The organism is Ruegeria sp. CDSC079, assembly GCF_059610505.1.
In genome coordinates this window covers 588,707-607,791 of sequence record NZ_JBXWNT010000001.1, presented here as the reverse complement: position 1 = coordinate 607,791, position 19,085 = coordinate 588,707, and the positions used below count along the sequence as shown (strand labels likewise).

The 19,085-nt window shown below is 56.1% G+C and carries 15 protein-coding genes; 12 read left to right on the top strand and 3 right to left on the bottom strand.

What is annotated here, in order from left to right; all coding sequences use genetic code 11:
- Positions 1-69 precede the first annotated feature (69 nt).
- The 3 genes from metG to AC2FIC_RS03075 all read left to right on the top strand — a co-directional run bounded on the left by metG (position 70) and on the right by AC2FIC_RS03075 (position 6,397).
- Positions 70-1,788: a methionine--tRNA ligase gene (gene metG / locus AC2FIC_RS03085; protein ID WP_496690690.1), complete on the top strand. Its 1,719-nt coding sequence runs from the start codon at positions 70-72 to the stop codon at positions 1,786-1,788.
- 289 nt (positions 1,789-2,077) lie between these two features.
- A complete protein-coding gene (locus tag AC2FIC_RS03080) occupies positions 2,078-3,256 on the top strand; it encodes an efflux RND transporter periplasmic adaptor subunit (RefSeq protein WP_496690691.1) in 1,179 nt (392 codons plus the stop codon).
- Between the two features lie 3 nt (positions 3,257-3,259).
- Positions 3,260-6,397, top strand: coding sequence for an efflux RND transporter permease subunit (locus AC2FIC_RS03075; protein WP_496690692.1), 3,138 nt, complete (start codon positions 3,260-3,262; stop codon positions 6,395-6,397).
- Between the two features lie 37 nt (positions 6,398-6,434).
- On the opposite strand, the gene glpD is transcribed toward AC2FIC_RS03075, so the two are convergent.
- Positions 6,435-8,012: a glycerol-3-phosphate dehydrogenase gene (glpD, locus tag AC2FIC_RS03070; protein ID WP_496690693.1), complete on the bottom strand. Its 1,578-nt coding sequence runs from the start codon at positions 8,010-8,012 to the stop codon at positions 6,435-6,437.
- Between the two features lie 202 nt (positions 8,013-8,214).
- Between glpD and AC2FIC_RS03065 the strand changes: the two genes are divergently transcribed.
- From AC2FIC_RS03065 to AC2FIC_RS03040, 6 genes are all read left to right on the top strand, one after another.
- Positions 8,215-8,997: a DeoR/GlpR family DNA-binding transcription regulator gene (locus tag AC2FIC_RS03065; RefSeq protein WP_271946633.1), complete on the top strand. Its 783-nt coding sequence runs from the start codon at positions 8,215-8,217 to the stop codon at positions 8,995-8,997.
- A gap of 97 nt (positions 8,998-9,094) precedes the next feature.
- A complete protein-coding gene (locus tag AC2FIC_RS03060; protein WP_271946630.1) occupies positions 9,095-9,250 on the top strand; it encodes a DUF5993 family protein in 156 nt (51 codons plus the stop codon).
- 9 nt (positions 9,251-9,259) lie between these two features.
- Positions 9,260-9,829, top strand: a complete 570-nt coding sequence (locus AC2FIC_RS03055) for a disulfide bond formation protein B (protein WP_496690694.1) — start codon at positions 9,260-9,262, stop codon at positions 9,827-9,829.
- 34 nt (positions 9,830-9,863) lie between these two features.
- Positions 9,864-10,226: a DUF3302 domain-containing protein gene (locus AC2FIC_RS03050; protein WP_496690695.1), complete on the top strand. Its 363-nt coding sequence runs from the start codon at positions 9,864-9,866 to the stop codon at positions 10,224-10,226.
- Between the two features lie 21 nt (positions 10,227-10,247).
- Positions 10,248-11,393: an HlyD family secretion protein gene (locus AC2FIC_RS03045; protein ID WP_281994737.1), complete on the top strand. Its 1,146-nt coding sequence runs from the start codon at positions 10,248-10,250 to the stop codon at positions 11,391-11,393.
- Positions 11,394-11,404: 11 nt separating this feature from the next.
- Positions 11,405-12,967, top strand: coding sequence for an efflux transporter outer membrane subunit (locus tag AC2FIC_RS03040; RefSeq protein WP_496690696.1), 1,563 nt, complete (start codon positions 11,405-11,407; stop codon positions 12,965-12,967).
- 3 nt (positions 12,968-12,970) lie between these two features.
- Here AC2FIC_RS03040 and mprF read toward each other — a convergent pair whose 3' ends face one another.
- Positions 12,971-15,580 (bottom strand): bifunctional lysylphosphatidylglycerol flippase/synthetase MprF, encoded by a 2,610-nt coding sequence (gene mprF, locus AC2FIC_RS03035; protein ID WP_496690697.1) that lies wholly within the window; start codon positions 15,578-15,580, stop codon positions 12,971-12,973.
- A 98-nt stretch (positions 15,581-15,678) separates the two neighbouring features.
- Positions 15,679-16,107, bottom strand: coding sequence for an Lrp/AsnC family transcriptional regulator (locus AC2FIC_RS03030; RefSeq protein ID WP_142634311.1), 429 nt, complete (start codon positions 16,105-16,107; stop codon positions 15,679-15,681).
- Between the two features lie 86 nt (positions 16,108-16,193).
- Here AC2FIC_RS03030 and rocF point away from each other — a divergent pair, with 86 nt between their 5' ends.
- Genes rocF through ocd form a run of 3 tightly spaced genes read left to right on the top strand, consistent with a single transcriptional unit; the run spans position 16,194 to position 19,084 of the window.
- Positions 16,194-17,114 (top strand): arginase, encoded by a 921-nt coding sequence (rocF, locus tag AC2FIC_RS03025; RefSeq protein WP_271946613.1) that lies wholly within the window; start codon positions 16,194-16,196, stop codon positions 17,112-17,114.
- Positions 17,114-18,034 (top strand): citrulline utilization hydrolase CtlX, encoded by a 921-nt coding sequence (gene ctlX, locus AC2FIC_RS03020; RefSeq protein WP_496690698.1) that lies wholly within the window; start codon positions 17,114-17,116, stop codon positions 18,032-18,034. The genes rocF and ctlX overlap by 1 nt, the downstream gene beginning before the upstream one ends.
- Positions 18,035-18,043: 9 nt before the next feature.
- Complete coding sequence (ocd, locus tag AC2FIC_RS03015) at positions 18,044-19,084, top strand: ornithine cyclodeaminase (protein ID WP_142634317.1); 1,041 nt, start codon at positions 18,044-18,046, stop codon at positions 19,082-19,084.
- Position 19,085: the final 1 nt, after the last annotated feature.

Sequence of the window (19,085 nt, the reverse complement as noted above, 5' to 3'; positions counted from 1 at the left end):
AAAGCCGGGCTTTTGCTGGGCTGTGACATAAGATAGACGAGCCTGCAGTTACATACGCGGAAACGGAACATGGCTCGGATTCTCATCACCTCGGCGATCCCCTACATCAACGGGATCAAGCACCTCGGCAATCTGATCGGCTCGCAACTGCCCGCCGACCTGTATGCGCGGTATCAGCGCGGCCGGGGGAATGAGGTCATGTTTCTCTGCGCCACCGACGAACACGGCACCCCGGCCGAGCTGGCCGCCGCCAAGGCAGGCAAGCCGGTCGCCGACTACTGTGCCGAGATGCATGGCGTGCAAGCCGATATCGCACAGCGCTTTGGCCTGAGCTTTGATCACTTTGGCCGCTCGTCCAGCGCCCAGAACAAAGCGTTGACCCAGCATTTCGCGGGCAAGCTGGAAGATGCCGGGCTGATCCGCGAAGTGAGCGAGAAGCAGGTCTATTCCCACGCCGATGGACGGTTTCTGCCGGATCGCTATATCGAAGGCACCTGCCCCAACTGCGGCTATGACCGGGCGCGCGGTGATCAGTGCGAAAACTGCACCAAGCAATTGGACCCAACTGACCTGATCGAGCCGCGCTCGGCCATTTCCGGGTCAACCGATCTGGAGGTACGCGAAACCAAACACCTGTATCTGCGCCAATCCGCGATGAAGGATCAGCTGGACGCCTGGATCGACTCCAAGACCGATTGGCCGATCCTGACCACATCCATTGCCAAGAAATGGTTACATGACGGCGACGGCCTGCAAGATCGGGGTATCACCCGCGATCTGGACTGGGGCGTGCCGGTCAAGAAAGGCGATCAGGACTGGCCGGGTATGGAAGGCAAGGTCTTTTACGTCTGGTTCGACGCGCCGATCGAATACATCGCCTGCGCCAAGGAGTGGGCTGATGTGACCGGCAAGCCGGATGCCGAGTGGGAGCGCTGGTGGCGCACTGACAAAGGTGCCGATGACGTGCGCTATGTTCAGTTCATGGGTAAGGACAATGTGCCGTTCCATACCCTGTCCTTCCCGGCGACCATTCTAGGTTCGGGTGAGCCGTGGAAGATGGTCGACCATCTGAAATCCTTCAACTACCTGAACTATGACGGCGGCCAGTTCTCAACCAGCCAAGGTCGCGGCGTGTTCATGGATCAGGCGCTGGACATCCTGCCTGCCGATTACTGGCGCTGGTGGCTGCTGAGCCATGCGCCCGAAAGCAGCGATAGCGAATTCACCTGGGAGAACTTCCAGCAATCGGTGAACAAGGATCTGGCCGATGTGTTGGGCAACTTCGTCAGCCGGATCACCAAGTTCTGCCGCTCAAAATTCGGCGAGGCGGTGCCCCAAGGCGGCACCTATGGGGACCGCGAGCAGGCCCTGATCGAAGAGCTGACCCGCCGCGTCCGCGCCTATGAAGGGTTCATGGAGGCGATGGAAGTTCGCAAATCCGCGCAGGAATTGCGCGCCATCTGGGTTGCCGGGAACGAGTATCTTCAATCCGCGGCACCCTGGTCGACCTTCAAGGAAGATCCCGAACAGGCCGCGGTACAGGTTCGTCTGGGTCTGAACTTGATCCGGCTCTATGCCGTGCTCAGTGCGCCGTTCATTCCCGAAACCACCGCCCGTATGCTGAGCGCGATGAACACGCTGGATACCGGCTGGCCTAACGATGTTGCGGCGGCCCTGTCCGCCCTGCCCGCAGGCCACGACTTTGCCGTTCCTGATGTTCTGTTCGCCAAGATCACCGACGAACAGCGCGAAGATTGGCAGGACCGTTTTGCAGGTGTCCGCACCTAAGACACCCGACCGGGAAAAGAATACAGGGGGCTTAACGGCCCCCTTTTTTCATTTTGCGTTTAATCCAGATTGCCGGAAACGCCCTTGCCAGATCAGGAAACTAGCCCTGGCCGATTTTCGTAAACCTGCCGCCCTACAGAAAAATATCCTTGGGTAAGCGATTGCCCTACGGGCTAACACGCTTGAGAAACCTACCAAAACCAGCCATCCTCACAAAGAGTTTAGGCGACTCGGACCGCTGGCGGCGACCCGAGTTGTGTCCAGTTTTTGTTTCAATGGGGCTTCTGCCATGATCCTTGCATCAACACTTTTCAGCTTTCGACCGAATGACCCCATAGCCAAATCCGTTTGGTATGCCGCAGCTTTTGCCCTGTGTGGGTTGGTGGTGCCAGCTGCCGCGCAGGATAAAGGTGACGCCCCACCGCCGAAAGTGTCCATCGCAGCGGCCTACACACAAGAAATCACGGACGAGGCGACTTTCATCGGTCGAGCTGAGGCGCTGAACAAGGCCGATATTGTCGCCCGGGTCAGCGGTTTTCTGGACAGTCAGAATGTTGAAGACGGCGCGATGGTGAATGAAGGCGACCTTATGTTCACGATCGAGCCGGACCTGTATCAGGCGACACTAGATGCACGGAATGCCGATCTGGACCGTGCCGAAGCAAATCTTGAGCTCGCCAAAGTTGACCTGGCCCGTAAAGAAGAACTTTACAAACGCGATGCCACTCCGGAAAGCGAACGGGATATCGCCCGTGCCAACGAACTTGTGGCCATTGCCGAAGTCAAAGCCGCGAAAGCCGCAATCCAACAGGCCGAACTTGATCTGAGCTATACTAAGGTCCACGCACCGTTCACCGGCCGTATCGGGCGGGTCGCTATCAGCGTCGGGGACGTTGTCGGCCCGAACAACCCACCATTGGTGAATATCGTCAGCGAGGCACCAGTGTATGTGAATTTCTCGTTGAACGAGAAACAGTTTACCTCGGTTCTTGAACAATATGGCGAGAATGCATCGTCGCTGGCCGAAAGCCCCAAAAGCCCGAATGTGCATGTAACGCTGCCCAATGGATCGGATCTGGGCGAAACAGGTTCGATTGTTTTCGTTGACAACCATATCGACCCGCTAACTGGAACGATTGCAATGCGGGCCGAATTCACAAATGCCGACCGGCTGATCCTCGATGGTCAGTTCCTGAGCGTTCATATCGAAGCCCTGGAGCCGACCTTGCAGGTTCTGATCCCGCAGGCGGCCTTGTCGCGTGATCAGCGCGGTGATTTCGTTCTGGTCGTTAACGATAAGCAAATGGTCGAACAGCGCTATATCACCACCGGCGACAATGTCGGAACTGCTGTGATCGTTCTAGACGGCCTGCGCGAAGGGGAAAGCGTGATCGTCGAGGGCCTCCAGCGCGTGCGCCCGGGTGTGGCAGTGGATGCTGTCACCGCATCCGAGCAGCCGGGAGAGTAACAGATGTTCTCATCCCTGTTCATCAGCCGGCCCAAGCTGGCCCTAGTTATTTCGCTTGTCCTGACGATCATGGGCGGGATCGGCTATATGGTTTTGCCGGTCGCCCAGTTTCCTGATATTACGCCACCGGTCGTCAGCGTTTCCGCCACCTATACCGGTGCCAATGCCGAAACGGTCGAGAACACCGTCGCCGCGCCGATCGAGGCGCAGGTCAACGGCGTGGATGACATGATCTACATGACGTCCACCTCTTCGGATAACGGCTCGTATTCGTTGAATATTACCTTCGAAGTCGGCACCGACCCCGACATTGCATCCGTTAACGTGCAGAACCGCGTTGCGCAGGCCATGTCTTCGCTTCCGTCAGAGGTGACTTCGTCGGGTGTCGTTACTCAGAAGGCATCGACCAATATGCTGATGCTGGTCACGCTGACCTCACCCAAAAGCACCTATGACAGTGTATTCTTGTCGAACTACGCTTCGATCAACCTGAAAGATGCGTTGGCACGGGTACAGGGTGTTGGTAAAGCCGATGTTCTGACTAACCTTGAATATGCAATGCGGATCTGGATGGATCCCGACAAGATGACCGCCCTGTCGATTTCACCGGGTGATGTCATAGACGCTATCCGAGAACAGAATATCGAAGTGTCTGCCGGTTCGATAGGCTCGCCTCCGGTCCCTGAGGGACAGACATTTCAATATACGATCAAGACCAAGGGCCGGCTGACCTCGGCCGCTGAATTTGGCAATATTGTCATCCGTACTGGTGATGCAGGGGCAATCGTACGCATAAGGGACATTGCCAGAACCGAACTTGGAGCGCAGTTCTACTCGGCTTCGGGGTATTTCCAGGCAGAACCCGCAACGGTTATCGGAATCTATCAAGCCCCCGGTGCCAATGCGTTGGCTGTTTCTGATCGTGTTCAGGCCGAATTGGACCGGCTGTCGCGTTCGTTCCCAACAGATGTTGAATATCAGGTTCCGTTCAACACGACGGACTTCGTGGAACAATCTCTGAACGACGTGGTTTCCACCCTGATGCTGACGTTCGTTTTGGTGATTTCGGTCGTATTTGTCTTTTTGGGCAGTTGGCGTGCCACGATCATTCCGGCGGTTGCTATTCCTGTTTCGCTGATCGGGACGTTCGCGTTCCTGCTGGCGTTTGGGATGTCCCTGAACACAATTTCTTTGTTCGCGCTTGTACTGGCCATCGGGATCGTGGTCGATGATGCCATCGTGGTGGTTGAAAACGTTGAACGCATTATCGCCGACGAAGGGTTGTCCCCGCCTGAGGCGACACGGAAAGCGATGGGCCAAATCACCGGACCCGTCATCGCAACCACACTGGTTCTGCTGGCCGTTTTTGTGCCCGTAACCTTTATGCCTGGCATCTCGGGGCGACTGTATTCTCAGTTTGCAGTCACCATCTCGACTGCGGTCGTGATTTCGTCAATCAACGCTTTGACCTTGTCTCCGGCGCTTTGCGGATTGGTTCTGCGCGCACGCTCGGGTCCGCCCAAGGGTATTCTGGCCCTGTTTGAGCGTTTCATCGGAACGCTGCGTGACGGTTATGTTGTCATTGTCCGAAAACTGTTAATTCTGCCAGTCGCCGGACTGGGCGTCATCGTTGTTCTGGCCATGGGTACAGGGACGATCATGTCGAACACATCAAGCGGTTTTATTCCGCTTGAAGACAACGGCTATCTCTTTGTGGACATCCAGTTGCCAGATGCGGCAACGCTGGAACGCACCGAGACTATCGCAGGTCGGGTCGACGACCAGATCCGCGATATCTCGGGGGTCGCCAGTACGGTTCTGATCAACGGGTTTTCGCTGCTGAACGGCACAACCACAAATGGAGCGACCGTTTTTGTGAACCTCGACAACTGGGACGAGCGGCAAGATCCCGACCTGTCTGCCGATGCCATTCTGGGCAAGGTTCTGGCGATTGCAAATGGCGAATCCGCAGCTTCGATCGTGGCCTTCAACCCGCCACCGATTCAGGGCCTCGGCATGTCAGCCGGTGTGGAAATGGAGGTTCAGCAAGTCGGGGGCGGTACGCCTCAGGATCTGGCCTCGGCCGTTGGGTCCTTCGTCTATGCTGCAAACCAGCGACCCGAGATTGGTCAGGCCTATACAACATTCCGGGCCAATGTTCCTCAGCTATTTGTCGATCTGGACCGTGAGAAAGCGAAAACCCTGGAAGTGTCTGTTGCTGAGATTTTCCAGACGATGCAAGCCCAACTAGGCTCGTACTATGTGAACGATTTCAACCTGTTTGGCCGCGTCTACCGCGTGATGATTCAGGCCGAGGGGAGCTATCGAAACAAGGTCGAAGATATTTCGAACCTGTATGTGCGCTCGACCAAGGGCGATATGGTTCCATTGGGTACGTTGATCGACGTGGAAAACGTGTTGGGGCCAGTCCTGTTAAAACGGCATAACCTGTTCCGTTCGGCAACAGTTACAGCTGTACCTGCGCCAGGGCTGTCCAGTGGCGACGCTATCACTGTGATGACAGAAGAATCCGCCAACGCCCTACCCTCGGGATACGCGTTTGAATGGACAGGCACCGCACAACAGCAGCTTGCATCCGGCAGCCTTGTGATCATTATCCTCGGGCTTGCTGTCCTGTTCGCTTATTTGTTCCTGGTGGGGCAATACGAAAGCTGGTCGATGCCGGTGTCCATTCTTCTATCGGTTATTGTTGCCCTGTTCGGGGCGGTTGCGGCGGTGGCCATCGTGGGCAGCGACATAAACCTGTACACGCAGATCGGGATGATCATGCTGGTGGGGCTTGCGTCGAAGAACGGTATCCTCATCGTTGAATTCGCAATGGAACAGCGTGCCAATGGCCTTTCGATCAAAGATGCTGCAGCCGAAGCCGCCCATCAACGTTTCCGCGCGGTGATGATGACTGCCCTCTCCTTCCTGTTGGGTGTTGTACCGTTGCTTGCCGCGAACGGCGCGGGAGCGGCTAGCCAGAAGGCCATCGGTGTCGCCGTCTTTGGCGGAATGCTGGCGGCAACTCTGGTTGGCGTTATCCTTGTGCCGGTACTTTACGCCCTGATGCAGGGGCTGAGGGAATGGCTCAAAGGGACAAAGAACGACCCCGACCCTTCGGAAGAAGCCGCATAAATCAAAAAAAGCCCCGCCAAAAACGCGGGGCTTTTCTTTAATGGGCCAGGCGCTTTTCGATCCAGCGCTGGATGGCAGCGATCTGATCGGCATCAAGTCTTAGGCCCAGCTTGTTTCTGCGCCAGATGGCATCTTCAGCGCAGCGCACATATTCCTTGGTGACCAGCCATTCCATTTCGCGTTCGGTCAGAGTCGCCCCGAACTCTTCCCCCAGATCCTCAGCGGTCTTTGCATCGGCCAGAATAGCGCGCGCCTCGGTTCCATAGGCGCGCACCAGCCGTTCCGCCCATGTGCGATTCAAAAAGGCATAGTCGAATTCCAGACCGGCAATAAGGTCTTGCACTGCGCTAACGGGGAAATCGCCACCCGGCAAAGAAACACCAGCGGTCCATGGACCGGGCAAATCCGGGAAGTACTCAGCGATTTTCTCAAGCGCACTTTCGGCCAATCTGCGATAGGTCGTAATCTTGCCGCCGAAAACATTCAAAACCGGAGCGCCGCCAAGCCCATTGACCTTCAGAGTATAGTCTCTGGTCGCGGCCGTTGCGCTGCTGGCCCCATCGTCATACAGAGGGCGCACACCGGAATAAGTCCAAACGATGTCTTCGTGGGTCACAGGCTGCTCAAAATATTTTGACGCAAATGCACACAGATATTCCTGTTCAGACTCAGTACAGACTGGAGAAACCGATGGATCTGGGTGATCCTGATCAGTTGTTCCAATAAGGGTGAAATCTCTCTCATAGGGAATGGCAAAGATGATGCGCCCGTCTTCGCCCTGAAAGAAATAGCATTTGTCATGGTTGAATAACCTGTGGGTTACGATATGGCTGCCGCGAACCAACCGAACGCCTTCACGCGAGTTCACGTGGATTTTGTCCTGAATAATGTCCCCGACCCAAGGGCCACCGGCATTGATCAGCATCTTGGCCTGGACGACGCGCGTTTCATCACTCTGCTTGTCGCGGATCGTGACATGCCACAGGTCATCGACCCTTTCGGCAGACAGAACCTCTGTCCGGACCAGAATTTCGGCACCTCTGGCCTCGGCATCACGGGCGTTCAGAACCACCAGACGGGAATCCTCAATCCAGCAGTCGGAATATTCATAGGCAGTTTCGAACCTGTTCTGCAGCGGGCCGCCTTCGGGCGCAGACCGTAGATTCAGCGACGAAGTTCCCGGCAGAATTTTACGCCCCCCGAGGTGGTCATACATGAACAGGCCCAGACGGATCAGCCAGGCCGGGCGACGACCGCGCATCCAGGGCATCACCATGCTCAGCAGGCGCGATGTCGGCGTGTCCGAGTCAAAGCGCATCCCATCGTGGTACGGAAGCACAAAGCGCATCGGCCAACTGATATGCGGCATTGCCCGCAGCAAGGTCTCACGCTCGATCAGCGCCTCGCGGACCAGTCGGAATTCAAAGTACTCAAGATACCGCAGGCCGCCATGGAACAGTTTGGTCGAGGCAGAGGACGTCGCCGATGCCAAGTCGTTCATCTCGGCCAATGTCACCGACAATCCCCGCCCGGCCGCATCACGCGCGATCCCGCAACCGTTAATACCGCCACCGATGATGAATAGGTCAGTAACCTGGCCAGTCTGCTGTGCCATTTGCAGGTCAGTCCTTTTGCTGAAAACGTGCGGCAATTAACCCGTTCGATACTCGGTTCGTCAATGTGGATTTTCGTTTTTTTTCGCGTAACGAACAAGAATAGTGATTTTTTGTTGTTGTCAAACGATGTTTGTTTTCTGCCGGTTGCAATATTGCGAAAAAAGGAACAAAAACGAAAGAACCCAATAACCGGAGCTTCCCTTGTCTCTTTCGTTCCGCCAGTCAGACATCATAGAAATCGCCAAGCAGAATGGTCGCGTCATGGTCGAGGATCTGGCGTTGCAGTTTGGTGTCACGGTCCAAACGATCCGGCGTGATCTTTCCGAGCTTGCGGAACTGGGCAAGCTGGACCGGGTTCATGGCGGCGCGGTCCTGCGATCCGGCGTTTCGAATATCGGTTACGAGGACCGGCGCGCCCTGAATGCTGAAATCAAGACCCGTATCGCACAGGTTTGCGCTGCCAACATACCGGATGGTGCATCGCTTTTTTTGAACATCGGTACATCGACCGAGGCTGTCGCGCATCAGTTGCTAAACCACAAAGATCTTATGGTGGTGACAAATAACATGAATGTCGCGCGTATCCTGGTGGAAAACACGAACTGCCAGATCGTCGTCGCCGGTGGTGTTCTGCGCCGGTCGGACGGTGGTCTGATCGGCAACCTGACCAATTCAACGATTGAACAATTCAAGTTCGATTATGCGGTAATCGGGTGTTCCGCACTGGACGCCGATGGTGATCTTCTGGATTTCGATTTCCAAGAAGTCCGTGTCAGCCAGACTATCATTGCACAGGCCAGACACAGCTTTCTGGTTGCCGATCATTCGAAATTTCAGCGCTCGGCCCCTGCCCGTATTGCCTCGATGTCCGAAGTTGACGTTTTCTTTACAGATCAACCTCTTCCAAGTGGGCTTGCACGTAAATGTAAGGAATGGGGAACGCGGGTCGTATACAGCGGCCGAACCACTGGAGATTCGCATTAAACGCGTAATTCCAAACGTGGTTCTTGTCATAGGCGACCGGCCCTGACAGTATCACAACATATTGCAATCAGTGCACGGCAAGGGGGAGATCCGGGCCATGATCGCGCTTTTATTTGCGTTACTCACAGCCACTATGGGGCTGAATTATTATAGAAAAACCAAAGCGGCCAATGTTGTGTTCTTCATTACCATGGCCCTAAGTGTTTATTGGCTGAAGTTTCATGCCACCAGCCAACTGACCATTCAGCTGTAGGAGGCCACAATGACACCCGAGCTTTCCCGCACCCTGAACGCGTTGGGAACCCTGGCGGTCAGCCTCGTTCTTGTACTGGCCTTCGGATACCAGCTGGCGCTGAACGAACTGCCCTGCCCGCTTTGCTTATTGCAACGGGTCGGGTTCGTAGCGGTGGGCGTTGGTTTGGGCCTGAACCTGCTATACGGAGCCCGGCCGCAGCATTATGCGTTGATGTTGCTTGCGGCACTGTTTGGGATCAGCGTTTCCGTTCGCCAGATCTTGCTGCATATCGTACCGGGTACCGGCCACTATGGTTCGCCTGTTTTTGGGTATCACTACTACACATGGGCCGCGATCTGCTTTTTTCTGATCCTGCTGGGCACGGCAATCTTGCTGCTTTTCGACCGTCAATATCAGGACACAACCGTCGATCAACCACGGTTCGGGGGCAATACGCTGGCCAAAACCGCGTTCTTTGTGATGCTAGGGCTGGCCGCTCTGAATGCGGGGGCGACCTTGTTGGAATGTGGCCCAGGTATCTGCGCTGACCCGCCAACAAGCTACAAATTGATTGACGAACTGGACACCAACAACTGAGGATGGATAAACCTTCCCTCATGGAGGCATCGGAATGGGACTACTGGGGCAGCCGCTAGGCTATTATGACTATCTGACATTTATCGCACTTATACTGCTGCTGGCCGCTGTAATGGCGCTGTTTCTGTTCATAATGGGACTGCCCGGCCGCATCGCAATCAAACGCAACCATCCCCATGCCGAGGCAGTCAAGATCATGGGCTGGATGGGGTTTCTGGCCGTCGTTCCCTGGATTCACGCCTTTATGTGGGCTTTCCACGATGCAGCCACAGTCGATATCCGCCGTTTGCCCGACGATGAACGCGATGCGATACGCAAGGATATCAAACGGTTGGGCGGTGAACTGACTGAAGAATATCGCGATCCGCTGGACCCGGACGAAACACAAAAAAGCTAAGGCTAAAGGAAGTCCCACAATATGTTTGTCGCTCTTGGCATTACGCTTTTCTACATCATTTTTGTCTGGCTGATCTTCTTCAAACTGCAATGGCTTAAGTTCAGTATCGCCTGGGGCATCGTTTCCTTCTGGGTGGGTGCTCATCTGTTATTGATCTTTATGGTTGCGCTGCGGTTCTTCCAGCCATTTTCGATCGACAGCCACGTGGTCCGCTCAACCATACAGATCGTGCCGCGTCTGACTGAACCAACCATCCTTTCCGAGGTTCTGGTCGAGCCGAATACAGAGGTGAAGAAAGGGGATCCGCTGTATCGGTTCGACGACACCGTCTTTGCGCTTGAATTCGAAGAGGCATCCGCACAGTTGGTTGCAGCCCAGCAGAACGCCAAAATTCTGGAACAGGATGTGATCGTCGCGGGTGAAGCCGTCGAGCGAGCCAACGCACAACTGGCATATGCGCTGACCCAGCAAGCACGGTATGAAAACCTTGTCCCAGCGGGTGGTGCCCGCGAGGATGAGCTGGATCGCTGGAACGAGCAGGTCACGGAAGATCAGGCCAAGATAAAAGAGGCCGAAGCCAATCTGGAAAAGGCAAAGCTGGCGCTGGATTCGCAGATCGACGGGGTCAATACCGGAATCGTTCAAGCTCAGGCTCAGTTGGAAAAGGCCCGGTACTTTCTGGACAATACTACGATCTACGCGCCCGAAGATGGTATGATCGTTTCACAACAGGCACGCCCGGGTCTGGTTGTCGGTGACATCCGATTGGGCGCAATCGCCAGCTTTGTGACCAAGGAAAATCCCTATATTCTCGCCACTTACCGGCAGCAAAACCTGAAATTTGTGAAACCCGGGCAACAGGTTGAGGTCGCGCTGGACTTATATCCCGGAGAAATCCTGACCGGCAAAGTCGAGGCAATCTGGTGGGCAACCCGCCAGGGTCAATATCTGCCATCAGGCCGCCTGCCCGGATTTGAACTGCCAAAAATTCCCGGACATATTGCCGTGCAGATTTCGGTCGAAATTCCAGATGGCCACGTCTTTCCCGCCGGTGGACATGCCGCGGTGGCAATCTATACCGGCCAGGGCAAAAGCTTTGAGTTCCTGCGGCGCATCAATATCCGCCTCTATTCCTTCGCAAACTTCATCCGACCACTGGACATTTAAGGACACGCTGTATGACACGGGCCAGGCTAAACCGCAGTTTGATGGGCACAGCCCTGTGTGCCGCGCTGCTGGTGGGATGCGCACCTGTCGGTCCTGATTTTGTGCGACCGAACTCTCCGGTCGTGAAGGAATGGATCGAGGTAAACAACCCTTCAGTCGGTGCCAGCGGCCTCACCTCGCGTAGTGCCCCTGTTGCAAAATGGTGGGAGACCTTCAACGACGCCACTTTGAACCGGTTGATCGCCGAAGCCTATGCCCAGAACCTGGCGCTACAGGTGGCCGGTGCACGCGTATTACAGGCCCGCGCACAGCTTGGGATTGCCTTTGGTGAGCTTTACCCCCAATCGCAGGCCATCGGAGGTTCGATCGAGCGGCGCCAGATCAGCGATAATATCGGGCCGATTTCCGATATCAATCGGATCATCCCTCTGGATACCGAATTCTCGACCTCGCAGGTTGGCTTCGACGCCCAATGGGAATTGGATGTGTGGGGGCAGCAACGCCGGGGTGTACAGGCCGCACGATCCAATCTGGCACTTCAGGTCGCTAATTACGATGACGCTTTGGTCACGCTGACCGGCGATGTAGCAGCGTTATATGTAAGCTTCCGCGCGCTGCAAGAAACTCTGTTCGTGGCACGAGAGAATATCAAGCTGCAACAGGAATCGGTTGATCTGACGCAACTGCGTTTCAACAACGGCGTCACCACTGAATTGGATGTGCAAGAGGCCACCGCCCTGCTGAACAATACCATGGCGCTGGTGCCGGAAATTGAAAGCGATCTTCAACAGACCAAGAATGCTTTGGCTGTTTTACTGGGAACAACACCCTCGCGCATGGCCGGGTTGCTGGGTAATTCCGGTCGTATCCCTTCGGCCCGATCCAACGTCGCCGTTGGAGTACCAGCGGAATTGCTGCGCCGACGCCCGGATGTACGCGCCGCAGAACTGGCCGCTGCCACACAGTCTGCGCAAGTTGGGATCGCGATTGCTGACCTGTATCCCCAGTTCATCCTGTCCGGTTCGATCGGCCTGCAGGCCTCGGGCAGTCAGGACCTGTTTTCATCCGCCAGCAATACTGGGCTGGCCAGTGCCGGAGTGGTCTGGAATGTGCTGAATTATGGGCGGATCAAGAATAATGTCCGCGCCCAGGACGCAGCTTATCAGGCATTGATTGCGAACTATCAAAACACCGTCCTGACCGCTTATTCCGAGGTTGAAAGCGCCATGGTCGCCTATGCGCAATCACGCAAACAGGTGACATTCTACCAAAACAGCGTCACCGCATCGCGCAAAGCTGCCGAGATCGCGGTGAACCAATACCGGGATGGCATCGCCAGTTATTCCCGCGTTCTGAACACGCAAACCGCATTGCTTCGATCACAGGCCAATCTGATCGAAGCCCGCCAGCAGGTCTCGAGCAATCTGGTTGCAGTCTACAAAGGTTTAGGCGGTGGTTGGCAAATCCGGCAAAATCAGGAGTTCCTGCCGGAAACCGTGCTGGCCGAAATGGCCTATCGCACCGATTGGGGAGACCTGCTGCAACAGGCTCCGACCCAAGCCAGCCTGAACTGAGCGCTATTTCGTCAGACCGCGCAAGCCGCCCGAAATCAGAATGTTGACCTCGTAGAGAATACGCGGCGCGGCCAGTCCTCCGGGGCTGGCCAAATAGTTCGGGCTCCATTCTGGTTCAAATTTCTGCTTGAACGAGCGCAGCCCCTCGAAGTGATAAAACTGTTCGCCATGTTCATAGACAAAGCCGCCAATGCGGTTCCACAGCGATGCCAGTTGCCGGTTTTCGATCCCGGAAAACGGTGCCGCCCCCAGCGAGAACCAGTGGAACCCCTGCTCGGCCCCCCATGACATCATCTCGGCAAACAGCGCGTCCATAACAAAACTTGGGCTATCTGGTTCATACCGCATCAGATCCAGCGACAGTTCTGATTTTTGCCCGCCCTGAAACAGGTTAGCAAACGCGACGATCTCACCTGTTTCGCCATTCCGCAGCACCGCGTGGTCGAAATAGGACAGATAGGTTTCATCAAATCCGCCAAGCGCAAAACCTTTCTCGGCCCCAGCTTTTTGTGCCAGCCAGTCATCCGAAATCTTGCGCAACTCGGGCAGGATCGGGGTTAGTTCCTGTTTTGGAATAATCTCGAAAACATACCCTTCGCGTTCGGCCCGGTTCTTGGCCTGACGGAACCGCTTGCGGGATTTTCCGTCCAGCGAGAAATCTTTCAACGGCACCCGCGCTACTTCGCCAATTTTCAGGATCGACAGGCCAAGGTCTAGAAAGGTCGGCAGGTATTTGGTGGAAACGCTGTAGAAGGCACAAAGTTTACCCTCACGGTCCGCCATCTCGCGCAGCTGCCAAATCAGCTGTTTACCGGCGGTTTCATCCCCTACTGGCTCACCTTTGGTGACCAGTGCGTTGCCGGTATCGGCATAAGCCAGAAAAGCGGTTTCATCCGGCGCGATCAGGAACTGCTTGTCCCCGGTCAGGGAAATCTGGGATTCCGTGTCTTCGCTTTCCATCACCAGACGTTCGACTACTTCGGGGATTTCTGTGCGGACTGGAACAGGAATCTCGCGCCCGAACAGAGAGCTAACGGCAACCACCCCAAGGATGACCGCAACCACAAGGCTGGATCGTAGGAACCGCGAGGCGTCGCCGTTCCAGGCAAACTCCCACCACAGGGCATTTTGATATTCGACATGGGAATAAGCAAACAGACCCACCCAAAAGATCACGGCAAGCAATGCAAGAACGCTGACCAGCCAAGGTATGTTCAACCTGAAGATCGACGCGCCGCTAACCCGATAGAAAGCATCCCGGAACATGGCCAGCAGAACGATGCTACCCACCATGCTGAGCGCTTCGTGCGTATCCAGCCCTTTGGTCAGCGAAGCGACAAAACCGGCCAGCATCAACAGCATGGCCACAACCCAAGCCCGGTAAAGCTTGCGAAACAGCCCCCGTGACACAAGGATCAGCAAGACCCCTACCGCACTTCCGGCCAGGTGGGACGCTTCGACAAAGGACAGGGGCAGGAAATCCCGTAGCACACCCAGGTTACCGCTGCTTGCAGGCAACGCGCCGGAGATCAGAAGTATCACACCGGCCACTGCGGCCACGCCTGCGGCCACCATGGGCACGATCGGACGGATCACTCGATAAACCCAAGTGGCTGCACCAGTAATATGTCGACGATGGGTCAATGCCGATGCCACAGCGATCGAGAGTGTGGCGATGAGGAAGGGAAGAAACGTATAGACCAGGCGGTACAGCAGCAGCGCGGCAATGACATCCGACCGGCCTGACGCGCCAAGTCCCGCGATCATAGTCGCCTCGAAGGCGCCAATTCCACCCGGCGCATGGCTGAGGATACCGACCGCAATCGCGCCAATAAAGATGGTGAAGAAATAGGGGTAGCCGATCCCAAGGTCTGTCGGCAGCAGCACATACAGAACCATCGACGCACCAAACACATCGCCCAAGGCCGCCAGCGTCAGCAACCCGGCCAGTTTGCCGCCGGGAAGGTTAAATCCAACCCCGCCATAGGCCAGCCTGCGCCCGCCTTTCGACAGCCAGATGAACAGCGTTGCCAGAGCGATCAAAAGGCCCAATCCTATGACCGTCTCGACCGTATCGCTGATTGGCAAAACCTTCGATATCCCGTCGGGATGAAAGGTCAGCAAAGCCCCCAACAGCAAGGTCATGCCAGACCAGAAAGCGATCCACGAGGTCGCAATGACCCCGGCGACGCGCCCTAGATCCAACCCTAGAGACGCATAGATCCTGTACCTGATCGCCGTGCCCGTGATGTAGGAAAACCCAAGGCAGTTTGACACCGCATAACCACAGGCCCCGGCCATGCCCGCAACCGGCAAAGGGACCTCACCGTCGGCAACGCTCTGGACTGCAAAGACGTCGTATAAAGACAGGGATACAAAGCTAAAAGCGGTCCAGCACAAGGCGATGAACAACAGTGTCCAAGAGGTGTTCGCCACATCCGTCTGAACGGATGACCATTTCACATGTGCAGACAGTTCATGCAGCACGGTCAGGGCGACCAGCATGACGATTACGGGAATGGTGATTCTGACCAGGGGTCGTTCCAGAAAACCGGATACTCTTTCGGCAAGTCGGATGGCCCAGAGTTCTTTGCCTGTATCCTGATCAGTCATGTGATTTCCCTGTTTCAGGTTCGCAGCTGCCTTTGCGCAGGTGGCGAACGCATCGCAACTTTTACACATATTCCTTGCTGCTCAAAGCACTACAGCAATCAGACGCGGCCTTTCCGAGTAGAAAGAAGCAAGTTGGTTTCAGATCGCGTAATCCCCTCGATCCTGCGGATGCGAAACAGGATTTCATCCAGTTCGGCCAGGGTTTCGGTTCCAATCTCGGCAATCAAGTCCCAACCGCCATTTGTCGAATGGACAGCCCGCACCTGCGGCATGGCAGCAATTTGGGCCATGGTGCGCTCGGTGCCGCGCCCTTCGATTTCCAGCATCATCAACCCTCTGACCGGGCTTTGCGCCACATCCTGCCGTGTCAGAACCGTAAAGCCCACAATCTCGCCGGATTGCTTCAAACGTTGCAGACGGCTGCGCACTGTTGTGCGTGTGACCCCCAGTGTTTCAGCCAGTTCCGAGAGTGAAGCACGGGCATCCCGGTGCAGAGCGCTGAGAAGCTTGCCATCCAAATCGTCCATTCAGTACTTCCGTTATGTCACTTGCGGTTCCATTTTGAGCATTTTGATCCCTATCCGCAAGCCACATTGCCGGAGTAGTAGTACATATGGATACAAACAACGTGATTCTGGTTGGCGCCCCGATGGATTCGGGCAAGCGTCGACAGGGCTGCCGGATGGGCCCCGATGCCTATCGGGTTGCGGGGCTTCAATCAGCTCTTTCCGATCTCGGCCTTCACCTACGAGATCTCGGCGATATCACACCTGACATTCCGGATATGTCCGAACATTCGCATCTCTTCGCCCTGCCCGAGTGTGTCGGTTGGACCAAAGCTCTCAGCCGTGTTGCGCAGGAAGTCGCCCCACAAGGCCTGCCAATTTTCATGGGCGGCGATCATGCGCTTTCGATGGGCACGGTTTTGGGCATGGCACAGCACGCCGAGCGGATCGAACGTCCACTGTTCGTTCTCTGGCTGGACGCGCATAGCGATTTCCACACACCCGAGAGCACCGATAGCGGCAACCTGCACGGGACACCCGTAGCCTATTTCACCGGACAGCCCGGATTTGACGACTTCCCACCGGTTTCATCGCCAGTTCCGACCGACCGGGTCGGCATGATCGGTCTGCGCTCGGTCGACCCAGCCGAACGGGCTCGGCTGGAACAGGATCGCGCAATGCTGGCCGATATGCGAAGCATCGACGAAAACGGCATCAAAGCACCGCTGATGGCCTTTCTGGAGCGGGTCCGGGCAGCGGATGGCATCCTTCATGTTTCGCTGGATGTGGATTTCCTTGATCCGTCCATTGCTCCTGCAGTTGGCACAACAGTTCCAGGTGGCGCGACCGAACGCGAGGCCCATCTAGTGATGGAACTGCTGCACGAAAGCGGTCTTGTCTGCTCGCTGGATCTGGTAGAATTGAACCCGTTTCTGGACGAACGCGGCCGCACTGCAAAGTTGATGGTCGATCTGGCCGCCTCATTGCTGGGCCGCCGCATCTTTGACCGCCCCACCCGGAGCTTCTGATGCAATCTCTACAAGCCCCACCAGCCGTTGTGATGATCCGGCCCCATGCGTTTGCTTCGAACCCCGAGACACGCGACGACAATGCGTTCCAGACCTTGGCCAACCGCTCGGCAGCGGCCACGTCTGTCCAAGCACGCGATGAACATGATCAGGCGGTGGCGCTGCTGCGCGACGCGGGTGTTAAGGTTCATGTCTTCGACGATTTCGGAGACCTCGACACACCAGACAGCGTATTTCCGAACAACTGGTTCTCGACCCATCCCGGCGGGCATGTGGCTATCTATCCGATGTTTGTGCCGTCGCGCAGGCGCGAACGTCGCGCCGACGTCATAGAAATGTTGAAACAGGAGTATCGTGTTCAGGACGTGATCGATTATTCCGGGCTTGAACAGGACAGACTGGCGCTGGAAGGCACCGGAGCGATGGTTCTGGACCACATTGGCCGCGTGGCCTACACGGTCAAATCCAACCGCGCCGACCCCGTTCTGTTGGAGCGTTTCTGCACCCATTTCAACTATGAGCCCATCGCATTCGAGGCGCATGATGCCGCAGGACGTGATGTCTATCACACGAATGTTCTGATGGGCATCGGCTCCAAATACGCGCTGATCTGTCTTGATATGATCGCGGACCCCGAACGCCGCGCGACAGTGAAAGCCAGGCTGGAAGAATCCGGTCGCACGGTCATTGACCTGACGCATGATCAGATCGCTGAATTTGCTGGCAACGCCATCGAACTGAGCGGCCTGAATGGTCCCGTGCTGGCGCTGTCCAGCCGGGCACTTGCCGCCCTGACCCCGGTACAAATCGCTACAATCGAAGCCAGCGCGACACCTCTGCCGCTTTCGATTCCCACCATTGAAACTGCCGGTGGATCCGTGCGCTGCATGATTGCGGGCATCCACCTGTCCCGCCGATAGGAGCCCCTAATGCAACCATCTGAAAAGGCCCTGGTGCCGTTTGTGTCTGTCGACAATATGATGAGACTGGTCCACCATATCGGCGTCGAACGTATGATCACCGATATTGCGGCGCAAATCGAAGCTGATTTCAAACGGTGGGAAAGCTTTGACAAAACACCCCGCATCCCTGCCCACTCGCCGCATGGGGTTATTGAACTGATGCCAACCTCAGACGGTGAGGCCTATGGGTTTAAATACGTCAACGGCCACCCCAAGAATACCTCCGAGGGCCTACAGACCGTTACCGCATTTGGACTGCTGGCAGACGTCTACACAGGCTATCCGACCCTGCTGACCGAAATGACCATGCTGACTGCATTGCGCACCGCAGCAACCTCTGCTCTGGTCGGCAGCTATCTTGCGCCCAAATCGGCCTCGACCATGGCAATGATCGGGAATGGCGCGCAATCCGAGTTTCAGTGCCTCGCCTTCAAGGCCATGTGCGGGATTGATACTGTTCGCTTGTACGACACCGACGCGGCTGCCACCGAAAAATGTGCGGCCAACTTGGCGGGCTCTGGCCTCTCGGTCGTGAAATGCAAATCCCCTGAGGACGCCATCGAAGGCGCGCATATCATCACGACCTGCACGGCGGACAAGAAAAATGCCACGATCCTGACCGATAACTTGGTCGGCCCAGGCGTCCACATCAACGCGATCGGCGGCGACTGTCCAGGCAAAACCGAACTGCACAGAGATATCCTGCTACGCTCTGAAATATTCGTCGAATACCCGGAACAAACCCGTATTGAGGGCGAGATTCAGGCCCTTGAAGACGATCATCCCGTCACCGAGTTGTGGCAGGTCATGACGGGACAGGCCGAGGGTCGCAAAGATGATCGTCAGATCACGTTGTTTGACAGCGTAGGCTTCGCGATCGAGGATTTTTCAGCCCTGCGCTACATCCAGTCCGCAGTCCGGGGCACAGATTACTACGAACCCCTGGACATGCTGGCAGACCCTGACGACCCGCGCGATCTGTACGGAATGCTGATGCGAGCGAAATAGA